A 23,119-nucleotide genomic window follows, 5' to 3' on the forward strand; every position below is an offset into this window, starting at 1 on the left:
CTGCACGTGACGTTTCGACTGCTGTATCTGCTCGTGGTTCGGCTGTCCGACCGGCTCGCCCTGTGCACGAGGGGCGATACCTGTACCGCTCGGAAAGTCGGTTACAGCTACGCCACCTGCGAATATTCGTTGATCAGCCCGTCGAGGGTTTTCCGACGGCGTACTCGTGCTGCGGTCAGGTTGACGACCGGTGAGAACGGTGCGTCGATGTTCGGTGGGTGTTGCTGTCGTCCTTGGTGCGCCGGTGGTCGTTGTAGTGCGTCACGTACTCGCCAAGGGCACCCTGTAGGGGCGTTGGTTGTAGATCAGCATCCGGTCGAGGCACTCACAGCGGACCGTGCGTACCTATCGTTCCGCGTACGCGTCCGCCCGCGGCGCCCTCGGCGGAGTACGCAGAGTCTCGATGGCCTCGGCGGTGAAGACCTCGTCGAACGCGGCGGTGTACTTGCTGTCACGATCCCGGATCAAGAACCGAAACTGGGCGAGTCGATCTCCGAGGTCCATCAGCAGATTCCGCGCCTGCTGGGTAACCCACTCCCCCGTTGGGTTCATGGTGGCGTCGAGGATGTGTACCCGCCGGGTCACGATCTCCATCAGGACCCGCACGTAGACCCGGGCCAATCCATCTCGACGTCCTTGGACTGCTCCCTGCGCAGGCATTGAACCACCAGCCGCAGGATCCGACACAAGATCAGGTACCCAAAAACAGGAACATGCACGCCGCCATGCCCCGCAGCCACCTGACCGAACCGCACAAAACCACACGCCAGAAGCCAGAACCGGGTTCCCGAGCGGTACAGGCCTGGGCTCCGGTCCCATCAGCCTCACCTTCGAGAACGAGGCAAGGAAGCGCTACGGCTGGGGCGTAAAACAGCTACGCGACCTGCAGAGAGCTGCTCTGTCCGGCAACCTCCGTCGACAGGCCGAATTCCTCAGGATAGAGTTGCCGGACGAGTACCTCGACGAGCCGCGCTGCGCGAGGACGTTTCGGAGGAGGACATCCGCCCCGCACAGTGGGCCTGGCCAGGGCCTGACCGGCGGGTTCGACGTTGATTTCCACATTCGGTCGAAATGTTCGACCCGCCACCCACCGGCGTTTAGTCCCCGTCGACGTCGTCGAAAATACTTCGGGTACCCAGACCTTGCCGCAGTTGCACCTGGGACGAATGCCAGGATTTCTTCCGGTAAGGAAGCGGCTCCTCATCGTATTCTGACCAGTCATTCTCTTTGGCGCGGTCAATAGCGTCGAGGGCGTCATCAATCAGACGCCTAGCCGCAGTATCGTCACCTAAAGCGTCGGCGTACTCCTTGAGTGTTTCAACAAGCGGCTCATACCATCCTTCAGGATCTTCCTTACTGGGCCGATTCGAACCCCAGTTCCACACCACATCAACCAGCTCGGGCAGCAGTTCGTTCCGCACGGACGCGAGGAGTAGATTTCGCTCCTCTGACGTCATCAGAATCGACCATTCCGGGAGTTTGATCCACCCCGCATCCGGAGTCTCGACTGCCAACTCCGATACCCTTTTCACGGCTATAATCCGAATTGACTCGGCAAGCAGACCATTTCTGTGTAAGTGAGCAAGCACCGAAGGCTCATCAAAGGGTCCGAGATGCGAGACAAATTCTAGAAGACGACTAGGTAGTGCGGGATCAACGGTCAGGTATTCCTGAAGAAAGGTTCTGCCGCACCGCTGCGTAAAAAACGCATACCAGGATGTCTTGGCGCGATGGTATTCGCTCCAGTCTCGGCCAGCCGACTCATAGGTGGGCCGCATTGCGAAGATTCGTTGGGCAACCTCTGGATACAGAGCACTTGGTATCGATATCAGAACACCTCGCGCCTCTGTACTGCCGCAGTCAAGTTGGGTGAGCAATTGATTGTCTTCAAGACCACTACACAGGATTTCTGTAAGGTTGAGGTCTGACGCAATAAATGCTGCGAATCCCTCACGCAGCGTTGGATGCCGAAACGACCACGCCGGAATTGGACTCCCGCCAGGCATGGCTGAGTATCGAAGAAATGTGTTGTCTAGCACGGTAAGGGCATCACCTACAGCACCGACGTTCATGCCAAACCGATCGATGAGTCGGTGAGATACGTCGTCCGGAGCCAGGTTTTTCGGTGGCGGCGGGAAAGTGAGTCCTTTCGAGGCGTACCAATCGCAAGAGCACACCGCTGTTCCATGGAGAGTTGACCGAACACCTCCGCAAGAAACGATATCGGCCGACTCATAAAAGTGCCGATCAAGCGTGGATTGCCATCAAGTTCACGAGTAAACGCTCGATGCCCCAGCCTTCTGGCGGCCTCGGGCCTAAAGGGCTCCACATCCGCTGCTCCTTCCAGAAAACGCTTTACTGAAGTTTTGAAGGATAGATCCTGATCCCCCAACCTCAAGTGGTTATACAGAATCTGACGTCGTTCTACTGGAGTCAGTCGGCCGACATCAACAATCACTTGATTATCCCGGAGTATCGGATGCGCATACTCCTTTATTAGGCGACGCGCATCGCGGTAGATGTAGTCGCGCGAGGTCAGCACCACCTTCGCGCCCCTCCGAATTGCCGCCATCACCTTCGGCATTTTGCGCACCCATTCATCGGTCAAGCCCTGCTCGTGGCGCACGGCACCGAAGGCATCGTCTACCCAAAAGAACTGGTTCGGTTGATGCGGATTCCAGTGATCGATCAACTCGCCGGCCGTATCTGCTCTGATTGTCACGCAATCCCAGGCATCCAGAGCGGCCATCGCAAGCGTTGCCGCGATCACCGATTTTCCGACGGCAGGTTCACCTAGAAGCAATACAAAGCCCCGCTTGTAGACTGCATCCATGGCCTGCCGATAGGCGTCGGTTATGACAAACGTCGCCAAGTCATTTTTAAGGTAACCAAGCAGCGATTCGCTTTGTTCGTAGGCGCGTTGATCCAGAATCTGCGACAGGTCGCCCAACCCATATATGCGAGGTACGTACATACGAAGCATGTGATTCTGGGCAATTGTTTGACAAATCCAAATACCGCTCAAAATCAAGGGATGCTTTACGCCTTGGCGACGTAGTTCAGTGCGAATCTTCTCATCCATACTGCCCGTCACGCGCGCATTGGTCACCAGGATGTAAGTCGAGCAAACACCTCTAGCAACCAATCCGGTAACCTTTACGAGGTCGTCAGCTACGTGTGCTAACGTCAACGTAATGTCGCGCCGATTTACGTGCTTGACCTGGACCACAAACGGGCCTTCGGGAACATCCCCAATGGCGGAGTCGTTGCCGCGCCAAGTTCCCCAGTACGCACCGTCGCGGCCCGCATCGTTCGAGTCGGCGAAGACGTGGAAAGACTGTCCGAAAACCTCGCGCATGATCACGCCGACAAGGTCCTGGAAGGCACGCCACCCTAATGAATGCAACTCGAACTCTGGAGGCCCAGGAGCTGTTACTTTCGCGTGTGATGGCGGCACGTCTTCCATGTGGACGAATGTTACGCGGTCGCGGCGACAGTTTGCAGAGCCGCCTACCGTTGCGGTAAACGCAGCAGTGGTGTCGTCGGCGAGGCCGGCCGCTCCTCCATGTGCTGGAGCAAGTGCCGCATCAAGGTCGGCGACACTGGATGCCAGCGCACCGTGTCTCCCTTCTCGTGAAGCCGGATAAGGCACTGATCCGCGTCCAGGTCCGCTGCCCGCAAGGCCAGCGTGCCACCCCGGCGACAGGCTGTCTCTGTGTGCAGCCGCAAGATCAGGCAATCCAAGGCTGGATCGTCACGGGTAGTCGCAGCGACCTGATTCATCTCGGCGAGTCGGGTGTCCTGCACCGCGTGGCGGGTGCTGGGCAGACGTCGCGGCTTGGCGACCTTGCCTGCCGGGTTGTCTCCCTCGGCGAGATGACCATCGTCAACGGCATGCCTGCAAACACATCTCGGCCACGGAGATCACTGGCGATGCGATGGAGCTGGGCATTCGAGCGGTCGCGGCGAGCAGCTTGGAGCGTTAGGGCTTGATGTTGCATCATGCAACCTCTGAACCCGATGCGGTCATCAACGTCCACGCGTGGCGCTACGGATTCTGGGACGACGACATTGCTCATGACGACCCGTTCGGCGGGGCGCCGAGGCCACCTGGAACATGACCACCCCTGATGGTGTGGCCACCAACGTGCCGGTGAGCGACTAACCCTCGTAGGGCCGATGAGCACTGGAACAGCACCGGTAGCACGGCGATCGGCTCACCGACGTTGCTAACCCTCGCCCGGTCCGGGGACCGGGCGCAGTCGCCGACCGGATCCGGCGCGGCACCCATGACTACCTGGTTGCGATCCTCGCCCGGTCCGTCGAAGGCTGCCACTGGGCGAAACACAAACTTCCCCTACATAGAGGAGGTTCGACATCCAACGGATGACCGATACAGCGAAGAATCGACAGTCCGCTATCCCGTGTCGCCTCGTGGTGTTTCGTGTGCCCGGACTGTGCCCGGAACAGAGATCAAGAGCCCGCCCCCAGAAAATCGGGAACGGGCTCTGACCTGGTGTTCCAGTTGTAGCGGGGACAGGATTTGAACCTGCGACCTCTGGGTTATGAGCCCAGCGAGCTACCGAGCTGCTCCACCCCGCGTCGCTGGACTGAACACTAGCGCACCCGTGCCGCAAACCCCGCATCGGCCTGCCCCTGGGCAGGTACGGAGGAGCCCGAGGGTCCAATCGCGAGCGGTCCGGGCGACGGTTGTACGGTCCCGGAATGCCGGACATCGAGCGCCTGACATTGATAGCCACCACACCTTGGCTCGCCGAACTGCTGGCCACCCTGTGCGACCTTGACTTTTCCCGCATCGAGCAGGGGCCGGTGGAGCCGGTCCGGCTGGCGAGCGGGGAGACGTTGGAGATGTTCGCCGGGGACGCGTCCGGAGGGGCGTACCTGTTCGCCGGCAGCGGGGGCGAGGAGCGGCCGGTGGTGTACGCCGGATCGGAGGGCGAGGGTGGGCTGGTCGCGATCGGGTTGGCCGACGCCCTGTCCGTCGCGATCGAACTGCCGAGCCTGCACGACGCGCTGACGGTGCCGTACGGCACCGATGGAGGCGCCGCCCTGCGGGCCTGGCTCGATCAGGCCGATCGGGAGATCCGGGAGGAGTGCCCGGATCTCGACGCGCAGCGGGCGCGGTTGCGCGACGCCCTGCACCTGCCGCCACCGGACGGTCTGCTCGAACGGCTGCACGCGGCTGCCGCCAATCACGCCTACCTGCCGGTGAGCGAGCACGGCACGTACGAGCCGATGCTGCGTACCGACTAGGTGTCGCCGTACCCACTGGGTGTCATCGTGCCGCGGCGGCGGGTGAGCGTCCGGCCACGATGGAGGGACCGTGACCGACGCCACGGACGGGAATTGAGTCGGGTCGACTCAAGTTACACCGGATGCCGGTCGAAACGGACCGGCCCAGTGGCACCCGAGGAGAAACCGATGAGCACTCTCTCGCTGTGGACCCGGCGCGACCCGTTCGCGGAGTTCGACGCCCTGGTCCGGAACACCTTCGGCCCGGTGGCGACGCGGCCGACCAGCCAGTCGGCACGTTTCACCCCGGCCGCCGAGATCAGCCGGGACGGGGACGACGCACTGGTCCGCGTCGAGCTGCCCGGACTGGACATCGCCAACGACGTCTCGGTCGAGGTCGACCGTGGCCTGCTGGTCGTCAGCGGCGAGCGCCGCGACGAGCGGGCCGATGAGCAGGGCAGCCGGAGCCTGCGTGAGCTGCGCTACGGCTCGTTCCGCCGATCGTTCACCCTGCCCACCCACGTGACGGCCGACGCGGTCAGCGCGTCGTACGACGCGGGTGTGCTGAGCGTCCGGGTGGCCGGCGCGTACGCCGGAACCGGACCGCAGCGGATCGCGGTCACGGCCGCCACCGCGGCGGTCGGCTCCACCGAGGCACCGGCCGACCAGCCCGACGCCTGAACCGGGGGACGCCGGCAGGCAGGGGCAGGCCATGACCGACGGGAACGAGAACGGGCCCGGCCACCAATGGTGGCCGGGCCCGCCCGCTTGTCGAGAATGGATGGTCGGCCCGGACCGGAGCGCCGGTTACGGGCCGGCGAGTTGGCTGCCGGAGGCGACCTTCGCGGCGACCGCTTCGGCGCCGTCGGCCATCGCCTCCACGAGTCGGGGCCGACCGACCGCGGGCACCAGTCGCCCGGCGCGCCAGGCGATCCCGATTCCGGCGGCCAGCACCAGGAGCGCGCCGAGCGTCTGGAGCAGCCCGATCGCCATTCCGCCGACGCCGACCATGGGTGCGGCGAACATCAGCAACCAGCCGTCGGAGTAGCTGAACACACCCGAGTGCAGCACCGCCCAGCCGGACAGCACCCAGCCCAGGGTGTAGAAGCTCGCGCCCACCAGGGCCAGTGCGCGTCCGGTGCCGCCGTACAGCGATGTTTCCTCGGGCAGCCCGGCGAACGGCAGCATCAGCATCGCGCCGGCGAGAGCCACCAGCAGACCGGCGGTCGCGGTGCCCCGGCTGCGTGCGGTCACCAGCAGCCCCGTGATCGCCATCAGTCCCAGCACGCTCAGTAGGGTCGCGATCACCCACAGCACCAGCACGAACGAGTGGCCGTCGGCCGAGGCCGGCGCGGCGCCGTCGCCGACGAGGGTGACGATGCCGTACAGGACGGCGGATCCGGGCAGGATCCACACCGCCCCGCGGGCGAACTTGCGCAACGACCACGCCCAGGTGGTGTCGGTGGCGGGTTGGGGCTCGGCACCCTCCTCGAAGAAGGGAAGCAGGTCGAACCCGCCGGCCGGCCTGGTCGGCCGGGCCGGTGACCGGCGTACGGTCGACGGCCCTGTCACCGGTCGCTTGGGCTTCATCGGGTGGCTCATGCGTCACCTCGCTCCACTCGCCGGGACGGTCGCACCGAGGAACCGATCCGACTCCGGCGACCCGAACTCGATCGCCGGCCACGGCTCCAGCCCGATCGTGACAAACCCGCGAGCCGTGGCGCGTGGCTTCGCCGTTTTCCGCGGCACTCGTTTGCCGAGCGCGCCGGGTTCGTACCCGGCTGGGCTTAAACGAACCGCCCCGGTCAGGTGACCGGGGCGGTTCGGGTCGTGCGGCGCGAGCGGTCAGGCCCGGTCGTTGGGCTCCTGGCTGGCGGTCGTGTCACCGAGCAGGCTGGTCGGCGGGACCGGCTCCGGGGCGGGCAGCCCCTGCGGCTGGACGGTCGGTCGGGAGCTCACCTGTGCCTCGGCGGCGCGTACCTGGTCGTGCACCTCCTGGGCGGCTGCGGCGGCGGCCCGGGCCGCCTCGGCGGCCTCGCGCTCGACGGCGCTCGCGTCGCTCTCCGCCTCCGGCGTGGGTACGTCACCGGCAGCCTGGGCCAGTCCGCCGAGCGCCCCGCCGAGCCCTTCGAGCGCCTTGGTCAGCTCGGCCGGTACGACCCAGATCTTGCTGGCCTGCCCGTTCGCGATCTGTGGCAGCGCCTGCAGGTACTGGTAGGCGAGCACCTTCTGGCTCGGGTTCGACTGGTGGATCGCCGAGAAGACGGTACGGATGGCCTTGGCCTGCCCCTCGGCCTGGAGGATCTGGGCCTGCCGGTTACCGTCGGCGCGCAGTACGGCGGCCTGCTTCTCACCCTCGGCGGTGAGGATCTGGGACTGCTTCTGCCCCTCGGCGTTCAGGATCGCGGCACGGCGGTCCCGCTCGGCGCGCATCTGCTTCTCCATCGAGTCGCGGATGCTCGCCGGCGGCTCGATCGCCTTGATCTCCACCCGGGTGACCTTGATGCCCCACCGGCCGGTGGTCTCGTCCAGCACCCCGGACAGGTGCCGGTTGATCTCCTCGCGGCTGGTCAGCGCCCGCTCCAGGTCGAGCGAACCGATGACGTTACGCAGGGTGGTGACGGTGAGCTGCTCGATCGCCTGGAGGAAGTTGGAGATCTCGTACGTCGCCCGGACCGAGTCGACCACCTTGAAGTAGAGCACCGTGTCGATCGAGACGACCAGGTTGTCCGAGGTGATCACCGGCTGGGGCGGGAAGCTGACCACCTGCTCGCGCATGTCGACCTTGGTGCGTACCGCGTCGATGAACGGCACCAGCAGGTTGAGTCCCGGGTTCAGGGTGCGCTTGTATTTTCCGAGCCGTTCGACCACGTCCTGCCGCTGCTGCGGCACGATCCGTACCGCCTTGGCGAACGTGATCACGACGAGCAGAGCCACGGCGGCGAACAGCACCGCTATCGCCACATCCATACCGCTCACCTTTTCGTTTCTGGTGTTGCTTCGGTAGATGAATCATCCCGCCAGACCATGGCGGTGACACCTTTGAGCTCGATCACCCGAACCCGTTCTCCGGGTTGGAACACCTGGGTGACGTCGTAGGAGCGGGCGGTCCAGATCTCGCCGTCGATCCTGACCACGCCGTGGTTGGTGTCCACCTGCTCCAGCACCAGGGCCTCGGATCCCTCGATCGCCTCGACCCCGAACGGCGTCTCGCCGCTCTCCAGGGCCGATCGTCGGTGTCGCCTGATCACCGGCCGGACCGCGACCACGCTCAGCGCCGACACCACGGCGAAGACGAGCACCTGTACCGCCACCGGCGCACCGATGGCCGCGACGCCGGCGGTGGCTAGCGCGGCGATGCCGAACATGAGGAGGAAGAGCGTCGTGGTGAAGATCTCGGCCACCAGCAACCCGACGCCCAGGATGATCCACAGCAGGGGTTCCACCATTGAATCCTGTCACGGCCGCGCACGTCGCGACGACTGCCGAAGATCGTCCGGGCCGGTAGGATCACCGCTTGCCTCACCCGGTCGCCGTCCGGCCCTGCCCCGGTCGCCGTCCGGCGTCGACCCAGGGAGCCGATGATCATGGCATTGCTGCTGGAGACCACCCGACGCCTCGACACGCTGGTGACCCGTACCCAGGCGGACGCGGCGGTGCCGACGCTCGTCGCCGGGGTGGTCCGCGACGGCGTGCTCACCCACGTCAGCAGCGCCGGTGAACCGCCACCGGACCCGACCACCCAGTTCCGGATCGGCTCGATCACCAAGACCATGACCGCCTCGCTGGTGCTCCGGCTGCGCGACGAGGGTCGGCTGGACCTCGACGACCCGCTGGACCGGCACCTGCCCGACACCCCCGTCGGCCGGGTCACCCTGCGGCAACTGCTCGGGCACGCCAGCGGCCTGCAACGCGAGCCCGACGGCGACGGCTGGTGGGAACGGGCCGAGGGCGTCGACCTCTCCACGCTGCTCGCCGGACTCACCCCGGCCAAGCTCGCCCACCCGCCGCACCGCACCTACCACTACTCGAACCTGGCGTACGGGTTGCTGGGCGGCGTACTGGAGCGGCTCACCGGGCAGTCGTGGTGGGAGCTGGTCCAGGAACGGCTGCTCGGGCCGCTGGGGATGACCCGCACGTCGTACCAGGCGCAGGAGCCGTTCGCCCGTGGCTACCTGGTCCACCCGTGGCATGGCACGCTGCGCGAGGAACCCCGTACGGACACCGGTGCGATGGCGCCGGCCGGGCAGCTCTGGGCCAGCGTGCCCGACCTGGCCCGGTGGGCGGCCTTCCTGGCCGACCCGGACCCGGCCCTGCTCGCACCGGAGACGCTGACCGAGATGTGCGTTCCGGTGGCGATCGGCGACCCCGAGTCGTGGACCTCCGGGCACGGGCTCGGCCTGGAGCTCTACCGCAGCGGCGAACGGGTCTACGTGGGTCACGGCGGTTCGATGCCCGGCTACGTCGCCGGTCTGGCGGTGCACCGCCGGTCGCGGACCGGCGTGGTCACCTTCGCCAACGCGTACGGCTTCCGCAGCGGCTCGATCGGCGCCACCACGCGTCAGCTGCTGACCGAGGTGCTCGACCACGAACCCGAACCGGTCAAGCCATGGCGTGCCGCCGCCGGACCGCCCGAGCCGGCGGTGGCCGAGCTGACCGGCCGCTGGTGGTGGATGGGTCGCGAGTTCGAGGCGTCCTGGGACGGCGAGGCGGAGGAGCTGGTGTTCTCCCTGCTTCGGCCGCTCGGGATGGCGCCGTGGCGGTTCGGCCGGGTCGACGCCGACCACTGGCGGGGCAGCTCCGGGATGAACGACGGCGAGATCCTGGCCGTACGCCGGAACCCGGCCGGTGCGGTCCGGGCGCTGGACATCGCGACCTTCGTCTTCACCCGCGATCCGGACCGGCTCGACTGATCGCGTGCCGGCTCGGCCCGCTCGGCCGTGTCTGTTCGGCTCAGCCGAGCGGGGCCGGGTCCGGTTCGCGGGCGGTCTGGTCGACCGCCGGGTGCCGGTGCAGCAGGCGGATGGCCACCGCGCCGAGGCCGATCGGGATGGCACCGAACGCGGCGATCTCCAGCGTGTCCCGGTTGGTGACCGTCACCAGGTCCCAGTCGGGGCCGACGAGCTGCGCGCAGGTCTGGAACACCAGGTGGAAGCCGATCGGTGCCCACAGGCTGCCGATCACCATCCGGATCATGCCGAGCACGAAACCGAACCCGAGGAAGATCACCGCCCGCCCGACGTCGGCCCCGAGCGCCAGCCCGAAGAGGCTGAACAGGACCGCCTGCGCACACACCGCCAGCCACGCCGGCAGCACGGTCACCAGGTTTCGGTAGAGGTAACCACGGAAGATCAGCTCCTCGGGCAGCGCCTCGTAGAGGAAAACGAGCAGCAGCAGCCCGGCCGCGGATCCGATCACCCTGCCGGCGGGCGCGTGCACGCTCAGCGCCGCCCAGTCGAGCCCGAGGACCACCGCCAGGCCGATCGGCAGCGCGACGAGGTACGCGGCGGCGCCGACCAGCAACGGCCGCCAGCCCTGCGACGGCGGGGCAAGTCCCAGCCCAGCCCACGGGCGCCGGTCCAGGAACCGGCGGGCCAGCACCACCACCGGTACGACCAGCGCTGTGATCGCGACCGCCCGGAACACGTGACCGGCACGGTCGTACCCCGATCCGAAGATCCACTCGGCCACGCCGTAGACGGATCGCCAGATCAGCAGCCCGGCGGTGAACACGATCAGCACCCGCCAGCCGAGGCCGACTCGCCGCTCCCCCACTCCCCCCGCATGCATGGCCATCAGTCTCGGCCCAGGTGTCAAGGCAGTGAGGATCCCGATTCGGCCCACGGGTCTAGGCAGTGAGGATCCCGATTCGGTCCCGGGGGACGGTCCGGCGAATCAGTCCTGCGGCACGGTGACGAAGTCGATCAACCGTTCTACCGCGTTGATCAGCGGCGTCTCCACGTCGTGGAAGCTCGACACCCGCGACAGGATCAGCCGCCACATCTCCGCCGGCTCGGCCACCCCGAGCGCCGCGCAGACGCCCTCCTTCCACGGCTGCCCCGGCGGCACCACCGGCCACGCCCGGATGCCCAGCTTCGCCGGCTTCACCGCCTGCCACACGTCGACGTACGGATGCCCGGTGACCAGCACGTGCGGGGAGGTCACCCCGGCCACGATCCGGCTCTCCTTCGAGCCGGCGACCAGGTGGTCCACCAGCACCCCGAGCCGGCGCTGCGGGGAAGGCCCGAAGTCGCGTACGTGCGCGGCCAGTTCGTCGATGCCGTCGAGGGGCTCCACCACCACACCCTCGATCCGCAGGTCGTCGCCCCAGATCCGTTCCACCAGGGCCGCGTCGTGGATCCCCTCGACCCAGATCCGGCTGGCCTTGGCCACCTGGGCGCGTACCCCGGCGACGGCGACCGAACCGGAAGCGGTGCGCTGGCGCACGGCCGGGGCCTTGGCAGGCGCCGGTCGGCGCAACGTGACCGGCGAACCGTCGAGCAGGAACGCCGCCGGCAGCAGCGGAAAGTTGCGCCGCCGGCCGCGCCGGTCCTCCAGCACCACCGCACCGGACTCGAAACCGACCACGGCGCCACAGAACCCCGAGTCGGCGTCCTCCACCACCAGGTCCGGCTCGGCGTCCACCTCCGGCACCGTCTTGCGTCGCCGCCAGTCACCGGCGAGCACGTCCTTGCCGTACATCCTCCCCATGCCGGCGACGCTAACCCGATTCGGGTGATCGGTGACGCAGACGCGCCGCCGGGCCGGGGGCCGAGACAGGGCCGCACCGAACACGTACCCTTGCCTGCATGTCCCCCGCAACGGGCGCGGCGACCCTTGCGCCGCGCCGGTCGAGCCGGTTCGTGGCCTGGGTACGCGCATGGCGCGCCGGGCTGGTGCCGTATGACGAGGTCGCCGACGAGGTGGCCGGTGACGAGGAACATCTCGTCGCCGACGCTCCCGGCACCTGGACCGACGTGCCGCTCGCCGACGCCCTGCCCACCCTGTCGAAGCTCTCCCCGGACGAGATCCGGCTGGTGCTGCCCGCACCCGGCGATCCGCGCGGCCTGCCCGGCCCCGGACCGTTCGCGGGTGCGGCACTGGTGGCGGGCGAGGCGGTGGTCGCCGGCCCGCTGGGGCTGATCCCGGAGGTGCGGATGCACACCTCCGGCTCCGGGGTGACCTTCGAAACCGTGCTGTGGCGGGTCTACCCGCTGCCGGAGACCGCGGCCACCGCGGCTCTCGGCAACCCCGGTCCGGCCGAGGCCGAGGCCGACCTGTCCACCGCGCTGGCCGAGGCGACCGCGGCGCTGACCCGCCTCGACGTCGCGCACTGGCGACCCGAGTTGGCGGGTGCGCTGGCCGCGTTGCGCCGACCGGACGGCGGCACCGACCTGCCACCGGGCTTCGACCCGCGGGCCCGCCGGCTGTTCGCCCGGGCCAGCGTGCTCGACCAGGTGTTGGCGCTGGCCGAGCACGTCGCACCGGGGGGTGCGGTCAACGGCTACGAGGCGCAGCAGCGCGACGCGGCGTTGCGTCCACTGACGGTGGCCTGCCGGCGGGCCCTGGTGGCCGCCTGCAACGCCCCACTGGCCGCCTGACCGATCCGACCCGGGCGCCCGGTCAGATCTCGTCCATCAGGTCGACTACGGAGTTGATGATCCGCGACGGTCGGTACGGGTAACGCTCCGCCTCGATCTTGGTACTGATCCCGGTCAGTACCAGGATCGTCTCCAGCCCGGCCTCCAGTCCACAGAGGATGTCGGTGTCCATCCGGTCACCGATCATCGCGGTGGACTCGGAATGCGCGTTGATGGTGTTCAGCGCCGACCGCATCATCATCGGATTGGGCTTGCCGACGAAGTACGGCTCCACCCCGGTCGCCTTCGAGATCATCGCCGCGACCGAACCCGCGGCCGGCAGCAGACCCTCGTTCGACGGTCCGGTCACGTCCGGGTTCGTACAGATGAACCGGGCCCCGGCCTCGATCAGCCGAACCGCCTTGGTGATCGCCTCGAAGCTGTACGTGCGGGTCTCCCCCAGCACCACGTAGTCCGGGGCGAAGTCGGTGAGGATGTAACCGACCGCGTGCATGGCCGTGGTCAGCCCCGCCTCGCCGATCACGTACGCGGTGCCGCCCGGGCGCTGGTCGGCGAGGAACTGCGCGGTGGCCAGCGCGGCCGTCCAGATTGCCTGCTCCGGCACCTCGAAGCCCATCCGGGCCAACCGGGCCTGGAGATCCCGAGGGGTGTAGATGGAGTTGTTGGTCAGCACCAGGAACGGCTTGCCGGACGAGCGCAGCCGGTTGATGAACTCGGGCGCACCCGGTACCGGTTGTCCCTCGTGCACCAGCACGCCGTCCATGTCGGTGAGCCAGCTCTGCACGGGCTTCCGATCCCTCATGCCGTCCCCTCGCTACGCCTCGTCCCGCCCGCGGTCCCGACCCGGTGGTCAGGGGCGCCGGGCCGGCACACAGCAGCCCGCCGGGCAGGTGTCCCAGACCGGGAGCGTACCCAGGCGACGTCGCGGCGACGTATCCGGCGGGTTAACCCGCTCGATGACCAGCTCCCGCACCATGGCGACGAACCGGGGATCGGTGCCGGGAGTGGCCGCCCGCGCGTAGCCCAGCCCGAGCTGCTTGGCCGTGGCCGCCGCCTCGGTGTCCAGGTCCCACACCACCTCCAGGTGGTCGGAGACGAACCCGATCGGGCTGACCACGACCGAGGTGACCCCGTCGTCCGCGAGCACCGCCAGGTGGTCGTTGACGTCCGGCTCCAGCCACGGCACGTGCGGCGGGCCGGATCGGCTCTGCCACACCAGGTCGTACGCCAGGTCGGGGGCGGCCGCCGCGGCGACCAGCTCGGCGGTCTCGCGTAGCTGTGCCACGTACCGCCCGCCCTGGGGTCCGGCGGCGGCGGCCATCGCGGTCGGCACCGAGTGGGCGGTGAAGACCAGCCGGGTCGTGGCCCGTTGGGCCGGGTCGAGCGTGGCCAGCGCGGCCCGGACCGCGTCGGCGTGCGGCTCGACGAAGCCGGGGTGGTCCCAGAACTGGCGCAGCTTGTCGATCATCGGCGCCTCCGGCCCGACCGCCGAGCGGGCGGCGACCAGGTCCTCCTGGTACTGCCGGCAGGAGGAGTAGCCGCCGTAGGCGCTGGTGACGAAGGCGAGGGCGGTGCCGATCCCGTCGGCGCGCATCTCGGCCACGGTGTCGGCGAGCAGCGGATGCCAGTTCCGGTTGCCCCAGTAGACCGGCAGGTCGACCCCGTTCGCGGCGAAGTCGGCCCGGATCGCCGCGAGCAGGTCACGGTTCTGCTGGTTGATCGGGGAGACACCACCGAAGTGCTGGTAGTGCTCCGCGACCTCGGCCAGCCGTTCCGGCGGGACGCCGCGTCCCCGGGTCACGTTCGCCAGGAACGGCAACACGTCGTCGGGCCGTTCCGGGCCGCCGAATCCGACCAGCAGCAGTGCCTCGTACGCCATGAAACATATTCTTGCGCGGCCACGCTCGCGGCGTGGCAGGACCCCGGGCCGGGGCGAGCGCGGTTACCCGGGGCCCTACCGGACGCGTCAGGCGCCGAGGGCGTGGTACCCGCCGTCGACGTGCACGATCTCGCCGGTGGTGGCGGGGAACCAGTCGGAGAGCAGCGCGAGGCAGGCCCGCGCGGCCGGCTCCTGGTCGGTCAGGTCCCAACCCAGCGGCGCGCGGTCGGCCCAGGCCTCCTCGAACTGCTCGAAGCCGGGGATCGACTTCGCCGCCATGGTGCGCAGCGGACCGGCCGAGACCAGGTTGCTGCGGATCCCCTTGCGGCCCAGGTGCAGCGCCAGGTAGCGGGAGGCGGACTCCAGCCCGGCCTTGGCCACGCCCATCCAGTCGTAGACCGGCCAGGCCTTGGTGGCGTCGAAGGTGAGCCCGACCACCGAGCCGCCGGACGACATCAGCGGCAGCGCCGCCATCGCCAGCGACTTGTACGAATACGTGGAGACGTGCAGCGCGGTGGCCACGTCCTCCCACGGGGCGTCGAGGAAGCCGCCACCGAGGCAGCTCGCCGGCGCGAAGCCGACCGAGTGCACCACGCCGTCCAGCCCGTCGACGTGCTCGCGTACCCGGTCGGCGAGCCCGGCCAACTGCTCGCTGTTCGTCACGTCCAACTCGATCACCGGCGCGGGCGCGGGCAGCCGCTTGGCGATCCGCTCGACCAGCGAGAGCCGCCCGAACCCGGTGAGGACGACGGTCGCGCCGTTCTCCTGGGCGAGCTTCGCCACCGAGAAGGCGATCGACTGGTCGGTGATGACACCGGTGACGAGCAGCCGCTTACCGGCCAGGAGTCCAGACACGTGTAGCTCCTCCAAAGGTTGTCTGCTTGTTGTTGAGCACCGTGCGGGTGGTCGCGTCCGGCTCAGTGACCCATGCCGAGGCCGCCGTCGACCGGGATGACCGCGCCGGTGACGTACCCGGCGGCGTCGCTGGCCAGCCAGGTGACCACGCCGGCGACCTCGTCCGGGGAGGCGAACCGGCCGGCCGGGACCGACTTGCGGAACGCCTCCTTGAGGTCCTCGGACAGGTCGGCGGTCATGTCGGTGTCGACGAAACCGGGGGCGACCACGTTCGCGGTGATGTTACGGCTGCCCAGCTCGCGGGTGATGGAACGGGCGACGCCGACCAGCCCGGCCTTGCTCGCCGCGTAGTTGACCTGGCCGGGGTTGCCGGAGAGGCCGGTCACCGACGAAATGAAGATCATGCGGCCCCAGCGGGCCCGGACCATCTTGGTGGCCGCCCGCTTCGCGACCCGGAACGCGCCGGTCAGGTTGGTGTCGACCACGTCGGTGAACTGCTCCTCGGACATCCGCATCAGCAGCGTGTCCTTGGTGATGCCGGCGTTGGCGACCAGCACCTCGACCGGGCCGAACTCGGCCTCCACCGCGGTGAAGGCGGCATCGACGGCGGCGGAGTCGGTGACGTCGCACTGGACACCGAAGAAGTCGGCCGGAGGCGTGCCCCGGTAGGTGACGGCCACCCGGTCGCCCTGCTTGGCGAACGCCTGCGCGATGGCCAAACCGATGCCGCGGTTGCCCCCGGTCACCAGCACGGTGCGGGCCATGGTCTCTCCCCCTTGCTCTGCGTACGGAGCTGCTCTACGTACGGGTGGTGCACGATCTTGCTTCCGGTACGGGTGTTGCGGGTTGGAGATTAGGCGCTACCGGTAGGTAAGCAGTAACGCGGGCCAGGTCAGCACGGGCCACGCCACACCGCCCCGACCACCGACCCGGTTCGCCCACCGACCCGACCCGGCCCGTCATACCTGGGTACGACGAGCAGGATCGCACCCGAGCGTGACGACCGGTCGGAGCCCGCGCCGTACCGTTGCGGGGATGGAACAACCCGCCGATCCGGTCCACGTCGCACTGGGGGACCTGCGTCGGCTGCTCGTCGGCCCGGACCAGCGGGACCGGCCGGGCACACCGCCGCGAAGGTGGGCACGGCTGCGGAGAGTCCTGATCCCGGTCGCCGTGCTGGCGCTGACCGGCCTCACCTTCGCCGCCATCGGGTACCTGATCGACACCCGTGACCTGCCCGGCCCGTACGCGATCGGGCTGGCCGTCGGATCGACGCTGCCGGTGGCGCTGGCGCCCCGCCGACCACTCTGGGCCTGGCGGATCGCCTACCCGCTGCTCTTCCTCGGCACCGTCGACGCCACCGCGAACGAACCCTGGCCGTGGAACCCGGTCCAGATCTTCGGCTTCCTGTTCGTGCTCGTCGTGCTCGCCTCCCGGGTCCCGACCGGGGTCGCCGCCTGGGCCGGTCTGCTCACCCTGGTCCCGGTCTTCGCGACCGTGGACGAACGGGCGAACGCGTACGGGGTGGTGGTGCTCGTGGTCGCCGTGCTCGTCGTCGGCGACCAGGTCCGGCGGCGCAGGATGAGCCAGCAGGCCCTGGCCGAGCAGGCCGAACTCAGCGAGCTGGCCCAGGCGCGGCGGGCGGTGCTGGAGGAACGCACCAGGATCGCCCGGGAGATGCACGACGTGGTCGCCCACCACATGTCGATGATCGCGGTGCAGGCGGAGACGGCGCCGTACCGGCTCGACCCGCTGCCGGAGCCGGCGCGGGCCGAGTTCACCGCGATCGCCGCCTCGGCCCGCAGCGCGCTGACCGACATGCGGCGACTGCTCGGCGTGCTGCGCAGCGAGTCCGGCGCCCCACAGACCGCACCGCAGCCGGGACTCGACGACCTGCCGGAGCTGGTCGACACCGCCGGGCGGGCCGGCATGACGGTGAGCCTGGAGCGGGGCAGCCCGCCGGCCGGTGCCCCGGAGCCGCCGGAGGCGGTCGGGCTGGCCGCGTACCGGATCGTCCAGGAGGCGCTGGCCAACGCCGCCCGGCACGCCCCGGGCGCGCCGGTCCGGGTCACCCTGGCACCGGGCGCGCGGGACCTCCGGGTACGCGTCGACAACATCGGCGGTACGCCCGGCCCGACCGACCCACCGGCCGGACACGGGCTGGTCGGGATGCGGGAACGGGCCCGCCTGCTCGGCGGTACGTTCACCGCCGGGCCGACCCCGGACGGCTTCACCGTGACCGCCGTGCTGCCGTACGACACCACCGAGGGGGAAGCCCGATGATCCGGGTGCTGATCGCCGACGACCAGGCGATGGTCCGGCAGGGCTTCGGCGCCCTGCTCGCCGCCCAGCCCGACCTGCTGGTGGTCGGCGACGCCGCCAACGGCGCCGAGGCGGTCAGCGCCGCCCGCCGGCTCGACCCGGACGTGGTGCTGATGGACGTACGGATGCCGGTGCTCGACGGGTTGGCCGCGACCCGCCAACTGCTCGGCGACCGGGCCGCCGACCGCCCACGGGTGCTCATCCTGACCACGTTCGACCTGGACGACTACGTCTTCGAGGCACTCCGCGCCGGTGCCAGCGGCTTCCTGCTCAAGGACGCGCCGGCAGCCGAACTGGTGCACGCGGTCCGGGTGGTCGCCGCCGGTGACGCCCTGCTCGCCCCGGCGGTGACCCGCCGGCTGATCGCCGAGTTCGCCGCCCGTCCCGCACCGGACCGGCCCCGGCCGACCTCGCTGGCCGCGCTCACCGCACGGGAGACCGAGGTGCTCCGGCTGATCGCGCGCGGCCGCTCGAACGGCGAGATCGCCACCGACCTGGTGGTGGCGGAGCAGACGGTCAAGACCCACGTCGGCCGGATCCTGGCCAAGCTGGGGCTGCGCGACCGCGCCCAGGCGGTGGTCGTCGCGTACGAGTCCGGCCTGGTCGCTGCCGGCGAGTAGCACCGTGGCGGTACGCCGCGAACGGCTCCGTGGAGTGACGCGGACGCGGTGGCCGAGCCCGCATTCTTCCGGTCCACGCCGACCGATCCGGGTCGGCGACGACCGGACGGGGATTCGCGATGACGCGACGGGCGACGATACGACGGCTACCGCTGCGCGGGTCGGTGGTGCTGCTGCTCGGGCTGGGACTGCTCGGCCCGCCACCGGCACTGCTCGGCCCGCCACCGGCTTCGGCAGCCGGGACGCGGGCAGCCGGGACGCAGGCAGTGGTCGGCGGGTTCGTCGAGGCGTACCCGGTGGTGGCCTCGGCGATGCGGGCGGCGGGTGCGCCGTACGCGGGATGGGTCGACGCCGGACGCCACTTCCTGGCCTTCGACCCGCGCGGCGACGGTCTCGCGGTCGAGGTGCTCGGCGACCTGGCCACCGCCGACCGGATCGTGCTGCTGGTGCCGGGGGTGGACACCACGCTGCGCGACTTCGACCGGGGGTTGGGCGGGGTCGCCCGCCGTGCCCCCGCGATCCAGGCCCGTCACCTGTACGACCAACTGCGCGCCGACGACCCCCGCGCTCGGTCGGCGGTGCTCGCCTGGCTCGGGTACGACCCGCCGAACGGGCTGGGCTGGGCCGCCGTACGGGAGAGCAGTGCGCGCGTCGGTGCGGCGAGGCTGACCGCGCTGACCGAGTTGCTGGCGGCGCGCCGTCCGGCGGCGACGATCACGCTGGTCGGGCACAGCTACGGCGCGGTGGTGCTGGGCCTGGCCGCGCCCCGCCTGCCGGCCCAGGTCACCGACCTGGTGACGGTCGGCGGGGTCGGCATGGGTGCCGATCGGGTGGACGATCTGCGCACCCCGGCGCGGGTGTGGGCGGCCGAGGCACCGACCGACTGGATCCATCGCATCCCGCAGGTACGACTGTTCGGCCTCGGCCACGGCACCCGGCCGGCCGATCCGGCGTTCGGCGCCGTGAGCCTGCCGGTGGACGGGGTGACCGGGCATGACGGCTACCTGGCCCCCGGCACCGGCACGATACGGGCGATCGCCCTGGTCACGCTCGGCCGCCGGGCGGAGGTGTCGCGGTGAGCCGGGACCGGGGCATCGACGGGCTGCGGGCGTACGCGATCGGCGGGGTGGTGCTCGGCCACTGGCTGGTGACCGCGCTGGTGCTGACGCCTGCGGGGACGCTGACCCAGGCCAGTCCACTGGCCTCGATGCCGGCGCTGGTGCCGGTCACCTGGCTGCTCCAGACCCTCGGCCTGTTCTTCTTCACCGGCGGCTACGCCTCGGCCCGCTCCCTCGACTCGTCCCGGCATCGACACCAGGCGAACGGCGGCGGTTACCGACTCTGGTACGGGCGGCGGCTGGGACGGTTGGTCGGGCCGGTCGGTGCGCTGCTCGGCTGTTGGGTGGCCGTACTGGCGGTCGCGGTGCTGGGCGGTGTTCCGCTGGCGACGCTGCGGACCGTGGCGACGCTGGTGGTCAGCCCGCTCTGGTTCCTGCTGCCGTTCGCCGCGCTGGTGCTGCTCACCCGACCACTGCGCGGGGCACTGCGGCGTTGGGGCGTGCTCGCCGTGGTGCTGCCGGCGGTCGTACTGGTCGCGGCGGTCGACGTGGCCGGGCGGGTGCGCCCCGGTGGCGTACCGGGCTGGGTGGTGCCGCTGGGGGTGGTCGGGGCGTGGCTGGTGCCGTACGCCATCGGGGTGGCGCTGGCCGACGGGGAGCCGCGCGATCGGCGGACCGGAATCCGGTTGGTCGTCGGCGGGGTGACCGCGATGGCGGCGCTGGTCCTGGTGGCGGGGTACCCGGCGAGCGCGGTCGGTGTGCCGGGCGCCGGTCGGTCCAACCTCGACCCGCCGTCGCTGTTCACGGTCTGCCTCGCGCTCGCCCAGATCGGCTGCGCGCTGCTGATCCGGCCGGGATTGGCCCGGCTGCTCGATCGGCCCCGGTGCTGGGCGCCGGTCCTGGCCGTCAACGGCGTGGCGACGTCGGTGTACCTGTGGCACCAGACGGCGCTGGTGACGGTGACCGTGCTCGGTGTCCGGCTGTCCGGCGGCACCGCCCTGGCCGGTCTGCACACCGCCCCGGACGATGGGCTCTGGGTGCTCGCCCGGTTGGCCTGGCTGCCGCTGTTCGCCACGGTTCTGGCGCTACTGGTCGCCCGTCCGCGCCGGTCGGCGGCTCGGACGGACGGGCCGTTCAGCAGGGTACGGACCGGATGATCGGCGGAATTCGTCCCAGCGCGGGGCGGGTGTACGATCGTTGCGTTCCGGTCCGGTTCGACAGGTGGAGGTGATCGCTGTGCGAAGTAGCGATCCTCCTAGTCGTGGCCGGGCCGCTCGTCAGTCCCGCTGAGCCACGACTCGGCCGGTGAACTGACCCAGCCCCGCTTCTCGCACCAACCCCGTCCACCCTGGCTCGGCCGGCGGTGGACGCAGTGTGGTGTGATCCCCGCCGCGTCGTGCGCCGGGGATGCGTGGAGCCGCCCGGTCACGACTTCGTGTGTGCGTCCTTTCCCTCAGGCCCCTGCCGGCCCGGTCTTGCCGGCGCGGGCCGTCTGAGCCGCCACCGGAGAGTCAACCATGCACCGTTTTGTTGCCCCGCTGGGCTTCACCCTTGCCGCTATGTGGGTCTTGGTCCTGTTTGTCCTGGTCAGCGGAACTCCCTGACGGGCCAGCCAACCGGATACGGTCGGCCGGCCCGGCAGGGACCACCGTCGTCAGGGCAGCCGGGACGTCCACAGCAGACTCATCGCCGCCGCACAGAGCGCGAAGAGCAGGGCGAATCCGGCGTACCACTGGGTGACCTCGCGAGGTTCGGTCCGGAACCCGATCGACGAACCCATGTCCTGGTAGACCTGCTTCAGCTCGGTCACCGACGCGGCCTCGTAGAAGAAACCCCGGGTGGTCTCCGCGAGCTGGGCCAGCGCCATCCGGTCCACCGGCACCCGCTGGACCTGCCCACCGATGTCGACCTGACCCGAGTCGGTGCCGAAGGCGATGGTGGAAACCGGTACGTTCGCCGCCTGCGCCGCCGCGGCCGCCTCCTCCACCGACCGCCCCGAGGTCCGGAAACCGTCGGAGAGCAACACGATCCGGGCCGGCGGGATGCCCTGGGCCCCGTCGGCCGGCACCGAGCGGATCGCCTCCAGGGAGGTGAAAACCGCCTCACCGGTCGCGGTCGCCTCGGCCAGCACCAGCCCGTCGATCGCCTGGGTCACCGCCGGACGATCCTTCGACGGCGGCACCAGCACGTTCGCCGACTTCGCGAACGCCACCAACCCCAGGTTGTACGACGGCGGCAGCTCGGCGACGAACTGCTTTGCCGCCTCCTGCGCCGCCTCCAACCGGTTCGGCGCCACGTCGTCGGCCTCCATCGACAGCGACACGTCGATGGCGAGCATGACCGTGGCCCGTTCGAGCGGCTCCTCGGTGTCGATCGACGGCCGCGCCATCGCGGTCGCCAGGATCGCCAGGCTGAGCAGGAACGCGCTCGCTGCGGCATGCCGGCGCCAGCCCAGTCCCTTCGGCGCCAGCGTACGCAGCAGGTCCACGTTGGTGAACCGGACCGCGTACTCGCGGCGGCGTAGCTGCCGCCACACGTACGCCCCGGCGACGGCGAGCACCGGCAGCAACGCCAACAGCCACAACGGTTGCAAGAAACGGATCATCGAGTCGTCCCCCTGGTACGTGCGTGCCGCTGCGCGGCGACGAAACGCACCATGTCCAGCAGCCAGTCTGAGTCGGTCCGCAGCCGCAGGTGCGCCGCCCCGGCGGCGCGCAGCTGGTGGGCGATCGCCGCCCGTTGGGCCGACGCGGCTTCGGCGTACCGACGCCGCAGTCGGGGATCGGCCGTCTGCACCTCGTGCAGTTCGCCGGTTTCCGGGTCGACCAGCGCGAGCACCCCGACGTCGGGCAACTCCAGTTCGCGCGGGTCCACCACCTCGATCGCCAGCACGTCGTGCCGTACGGCGAGCTTGCGTACCGGCCGGCCCCACTGTTCCGGCGGCGACAGGAAGTCCGAGATGACCACCGCCACACCACGGCGGCGCGGCGGCCGGTTGAGCATGTCGACCAGGGCACCGAGGTCGCTACGACCCGGTTTGATCTCGGTGTGCGCGATCGCCCGGAGCAGGCCCTGCGCCTCCTTGCGTCCCGGCCGGGCGGGCAGCCGCAGCACGTTCGACAAGGTGGGGGGCCCGGTCCGGCCGGCGACCGGACGGGTGGTCCCGCCGACACCACCGGTGCCGACGACGGCGCCGATCCGGTTCCCGCCGCGTACGGTCAGGTGCGCGACCGCGGCCACCGCCGCGACGACCAGGTCCCGCTTGAGCCACTGCCCGGTGCCGAAGTCGAGGCTGGCCGACAGGTCCACCGCCAGCCAGGTCTCCAGTTCCCGGTCGGCCACCGTACGGCGCACGTGCGGCAGCGTGGTCCGGGCCGTCACCGGCCAGTCCATCCGGCGTACGTCGTCACCCGGGCGGTACTCCCGGGACTCCCCCGCCTCGCTGCCCGGCCCCGGCAGCAGCCCGACGTAGTCGCCCTGCAACAGGCCGTCGAGTTTGCGGGTGACCAACAGTTGCAGCCGGGAGAGCAC

22 protein-coding genes and 1 tRNA gene are annotated in these 23,119 nt (G+C 69.6%); 8 read left to right on the forward strand and 15 right to left on the reverse strand.

Features of this window, described 5'->3' with window-relative positions:
- Positions 1-345: 345 nt before the first annotated feature.
- From AB0J90_RS31445 to AB0J90_RS31460, 4 genes are all read right to left on the reverse strand, one after another.
- Positions 346-594, reverse strand: coding sequence for a hypothetical protein (locus AB0J90_RS31445; RefSeq protein ID WP_363602116.1), 249 nt, complete (start codon positions 592-594; stop codon positions 346-348).
- Between the two features lie 503 nt (positions 595-1,097).
- Positions 1,098-2,072 carry a hypothetical protein gene (locus AB0J90_RS31450; protein ID WP_363602118.1) on the reverse strand — a complete coding sequence of 325 codons (975 nt, stop codon included), beginning with the start codon at positions 2,070-2,072 and terminating at the stop codon, positions 1,098-1,100.
- Entirely contained in the window at positions 2,069-3,466 is a 1,398-nt protein-coding gene (locus AB0J90_RS31455) for a hypothetical protein (RefSeq protein ID WP_363602120.1), read from the reverse strand. Before AB0J90_RS31455 ends, AB0J90_RS31450 begins: the two co-directional genes overlap by 4 nt.
- 1,062 nt (positions 3,467-4,528) lie before the next feature.
- Positions 4,529-4,602 (reverse strand) — tRNA-Met (locus AB0J90_RS31460).
- A 123-nt stretch (positions 4,603-4,725) separates the two neighbouring features.
- Here AB0J90_RS31460 and AB0J90_RS31465 point away from each other — a divergent pair.
- Positions 4,726-5,274: a hypothetical protein gene (locus tag AB0J90_RS31465; RefSeq protein WP_363602122.1), complete on the forward strand. Its 549-nt coding sequence runs from the start codon at positions 4,726-4,728 to the stop codon at positions 5,272-5,274.
- 168 nt (positions 5,275-5,442) lie between these two features.
- Positions 5,443-5,934 (forward strand): Hsp20/alpha crystallin family protein, encoded by a 492-nt coding sequence (locus AB0J90_RS31470; RefSeq protein ID WP_363602124.1) that lies wholly within the window; start codon positions 5,443-5,445, stop codon positions 5,932-5,934.
- Between the two features lie 126 nt (positions 5,935-6,060).
- Here the strand turns inward: AB0J90_RS31470 and AB0J90_RS31475 are convergent, their stop codons facing one another.
- From AB0J90_RS31475 to AB0J90_RS31485, 3 genes are all read right to left on the reverse strand, one after another.
- Positions 6,061-6,855, reverse strand: coding sequence for a hypothetical protein (locus tag AB0J90_RS31475; protein WP_363602126.1), 795 nt, complete (start codon positions 6,853-6,855; stop codon positions 6,061-6,063).
- 243 nt (positions 6,856-7,098) lie between these two features.
- Positions 7,099-8,223, reverse strand: coding sequence for an SPFH domain-containing protein (locus tag AB0J90_RS31480; protein ID WP_363602128.1), 1,125 nt, complete (start codon positions 8,221-8,223; stop codon positions 7,099-7,101).
- Positions 8,224-8,228: 5 nt separating this feature from the next.
- A complete protein-coding gene (locus AB0J90_RS31485) occupies positions 8,229-8,699 on the reverse strand; it encodes an NfeD family protein (RefSeq protein WP_363602130.1) in 471 nt (156 codons plus the stop codon).
- Between the two features lie 141 nt (positions 8,700-8,840).
- Here AB0J90_RS31485 and AB0J90_RS31490 point away from each other — a divergent pair, with 141 nt between their 5' ends.
- Positions 8,841-10,166, forward strand: coding sequence for a serine hydrolase domain-containing protein (locus AB0J90_RS31490; protein ID WP_363602132.1), 1,326 nt, complete (start codon positions 8,841-8,843; stop codon positions 10,164-10,166).
- Between the two features lie 40 nt (positions 10,167-10,206).
- Here AB0J90_RS31490 and AB0J90_RS31495 read toward each other — a convergent pair whose 3' ends face one another.
- Both AB0J90_RS31495 and AB0J90_RS31500 read right to left on the reverse strand, forming a co-directional pair.
- Complete coding sequence (locus AB0J90_RS31495; protein ID WP_363602134.1) at positions 10,207-11,043, reverse strand: type II CAAX endopeptidase family protein; 837 nt, start codon at positions 11,041-11,043, stop codon at positions 10,207-10,209.
- A 105-nt stretch (positions 11,044-11,148) separates the two neighbouring features.
- Complete coding sequence (locus AB0J90_RS31500) at positions 11,149-11,964, reverse strand: DUF3097 domain-containing protein (protein ID WP_363602136.1); 816 nt, start codon at positions 11,962-11,964, stop codon at positions 11,149-11,151.
- A gap of 98 nt (positions 11,965-12,062) precedes the next feature.
- Between AB0J90_RS31500 and AB0J90_RS31505 the strand changes: the two genes are divergently transcribed.
- Complete coding sequence (locus AB0J90_RS31505; protein WP_363602138.1) at positions 12,063-12,854, forward strand: hypothetical protein; 792 nt, start codon at positions 12,063-12,065, stop codon at positions 12,852-12,854.
- A gap of 22 nt (positions 12,855-12,876) precedes the next feature.
- On the opposite strand, the gene AB0J90_RS31510 is transcribed toward AB0J90_RS31505, so the two are convergent.
- The 4 genes from AB0J90_RS31510 to AB0J90_RS31525 all read right to left on the reverse strand — a co-directional run bounded on the left by AB0J90_RS31510 (position 12,877) and on the right by AB0J90_RS31525 (position 16,352).
- Positions 12,877-13,656 (reverse strand): HAD-IIA family hydrolase, encoded by a 780-nt coding sequence (locus AB0J90_RS31510; RefSeq protein ID WP_326557013.1) that lies wholly within the window; start codon positions 13,654-13,656, stop codon positions 12,877-12,879.
- 48 nt (positions 13,657-13,704) lie between these two features.
- Positions 13,705-14,733 carry a ferrochelatase gene (locus tag AB0J90_RS31515; protein WP_363602140.1) on the reverse strand — a complete coding sequence of 343 codons (1,029 nt, stop codon included), beginning with the start codon at positions 14,731-14,733 and terminating at the stop codon, positions 13,705-13,707.
- Positions 14,734-14,820: 87 nt separating this feature from the next.
- Entirely contained in the window at positions 14,821-15,588 is a 768-nt protein-coding gene (gene fabI, locus AB0J90_RS31520; protein WP_363602141.1) for an enoyl-ACP reductase FabI, read from the reverse strand.
- Between the two features lie 62 nt (positions 15,589-15,650).
- Positions 15,651-16,352 (reverse strand): beta-ketoacyl-ACP reductase, encoded by a 702-nt coding sequence (locus AB0J90_RS31525; RefSeq protein ID WP_363602143.1) that lies wholly within the window; start codon positions 16,350-16,352, stop codon positions 15,651-15,653.
- 271 nt (positions 16,353-16,623) lie between these two features.
- Here AB0J90_RS31525 and AB0J90_RS31530 point away from each other — a divergent pair, with 271 nt between their 5' ends.
- The 4 genes from AB0J90_RS31530 to AB0J90_RS31545 all read left to right on the forward strand — a co-directional run bounded on the left by AB0J90_RS31530 (position 16,624) and on the right by AB0J90_RS31545 (position 20,745).
- Positions 16,624-17,871 (forward strand): histidine kinase, encoded by a 1,248-nt coding sequence (locus AB0J90_RS31530; RefSeq protein WP_363602145.1) that lies wholly within the window; start codon positions 16,624-16,626, stop codon positions 17,869-17,871.
- Positions 17,868-18,530 (forward strand): response regulator transcription factor, encoded by a 663-nt coding sequence (locus tag AB0J90_RS31535; protein ID WP_326557008.1) that lies wholly within the window; start codon positions 17,868-17,870, stop codon positions 18,528-18,530. The genes AB0J90_RS31530 and AB0J90_RS31535 overlap by 4 nt, the downstream gene beginning before the upstream one ends.
- Before the next feature lie 119 nt (positions 18,531-18,649).
- Complete coding sequence (locus AB0J90_RS31540) at positions 18,650-19,609, forward strand: alpha/beta hydrolase (RefSeq protein WP_363602147.1); 960 nt, start codon at positions 18,650-18,652, stop codon at positions 19,607-19,609.
- Entirely contained in the window at positions 19,606-20,745 is a 1,140-nt protein-coding gene (locus tag AB0J90_RS31545; RefSeq protein WP_363602149.1) for an acyltransferase, read from the forward strand. Before AB0J90_RS31540 ends, AB0J90_RS31545 begins: the two co-directional genes overlap by 4 nt.
- Positions 20,746-21,242: 497 nt before the next feature.
- Here the strand turns inward: AB0J90_RS31545 and AB0J90_RS31550 are convergent, their stop codons facing one another.
- The gene (locus tag AB0J90_RS31550) at positions 21,243-22,193 is read right to left on the reverse strand and encodes a VWA domain-containing protein (RefSeq protein WP_363602151.1); all 951 of its coding nucleotides are present in this window, start codon (positions 22,191-22,193) and stop codon (positions 21,243-21,245) included.
- The gene (locus AB0J90_RS31555) at positions 22,190-23,119 is read right to left on the reverse strand and encodes a DUF58 domain-containing protein (RefSeq protein WP_363602240.1); all 930 of its coding nucleotides are present in this window, start codon (positions 23,117-23,119) and stop codon (positions 22,190-22,192) included. Before AB0J90_RS31555 ends, AB0J90_RS31550 begins: the two co-directional genes overlap by 4 nt.

Origin of the sequence: Micromonospora sp. NPDC049523, from assembly GCF_040676775.1 — a bacterium.
Lineage (GTDB): Bacteria > Actinomycetota > Actinomycetes > Mycobacteriales > Micromonosporaceae > Micromonospora_G.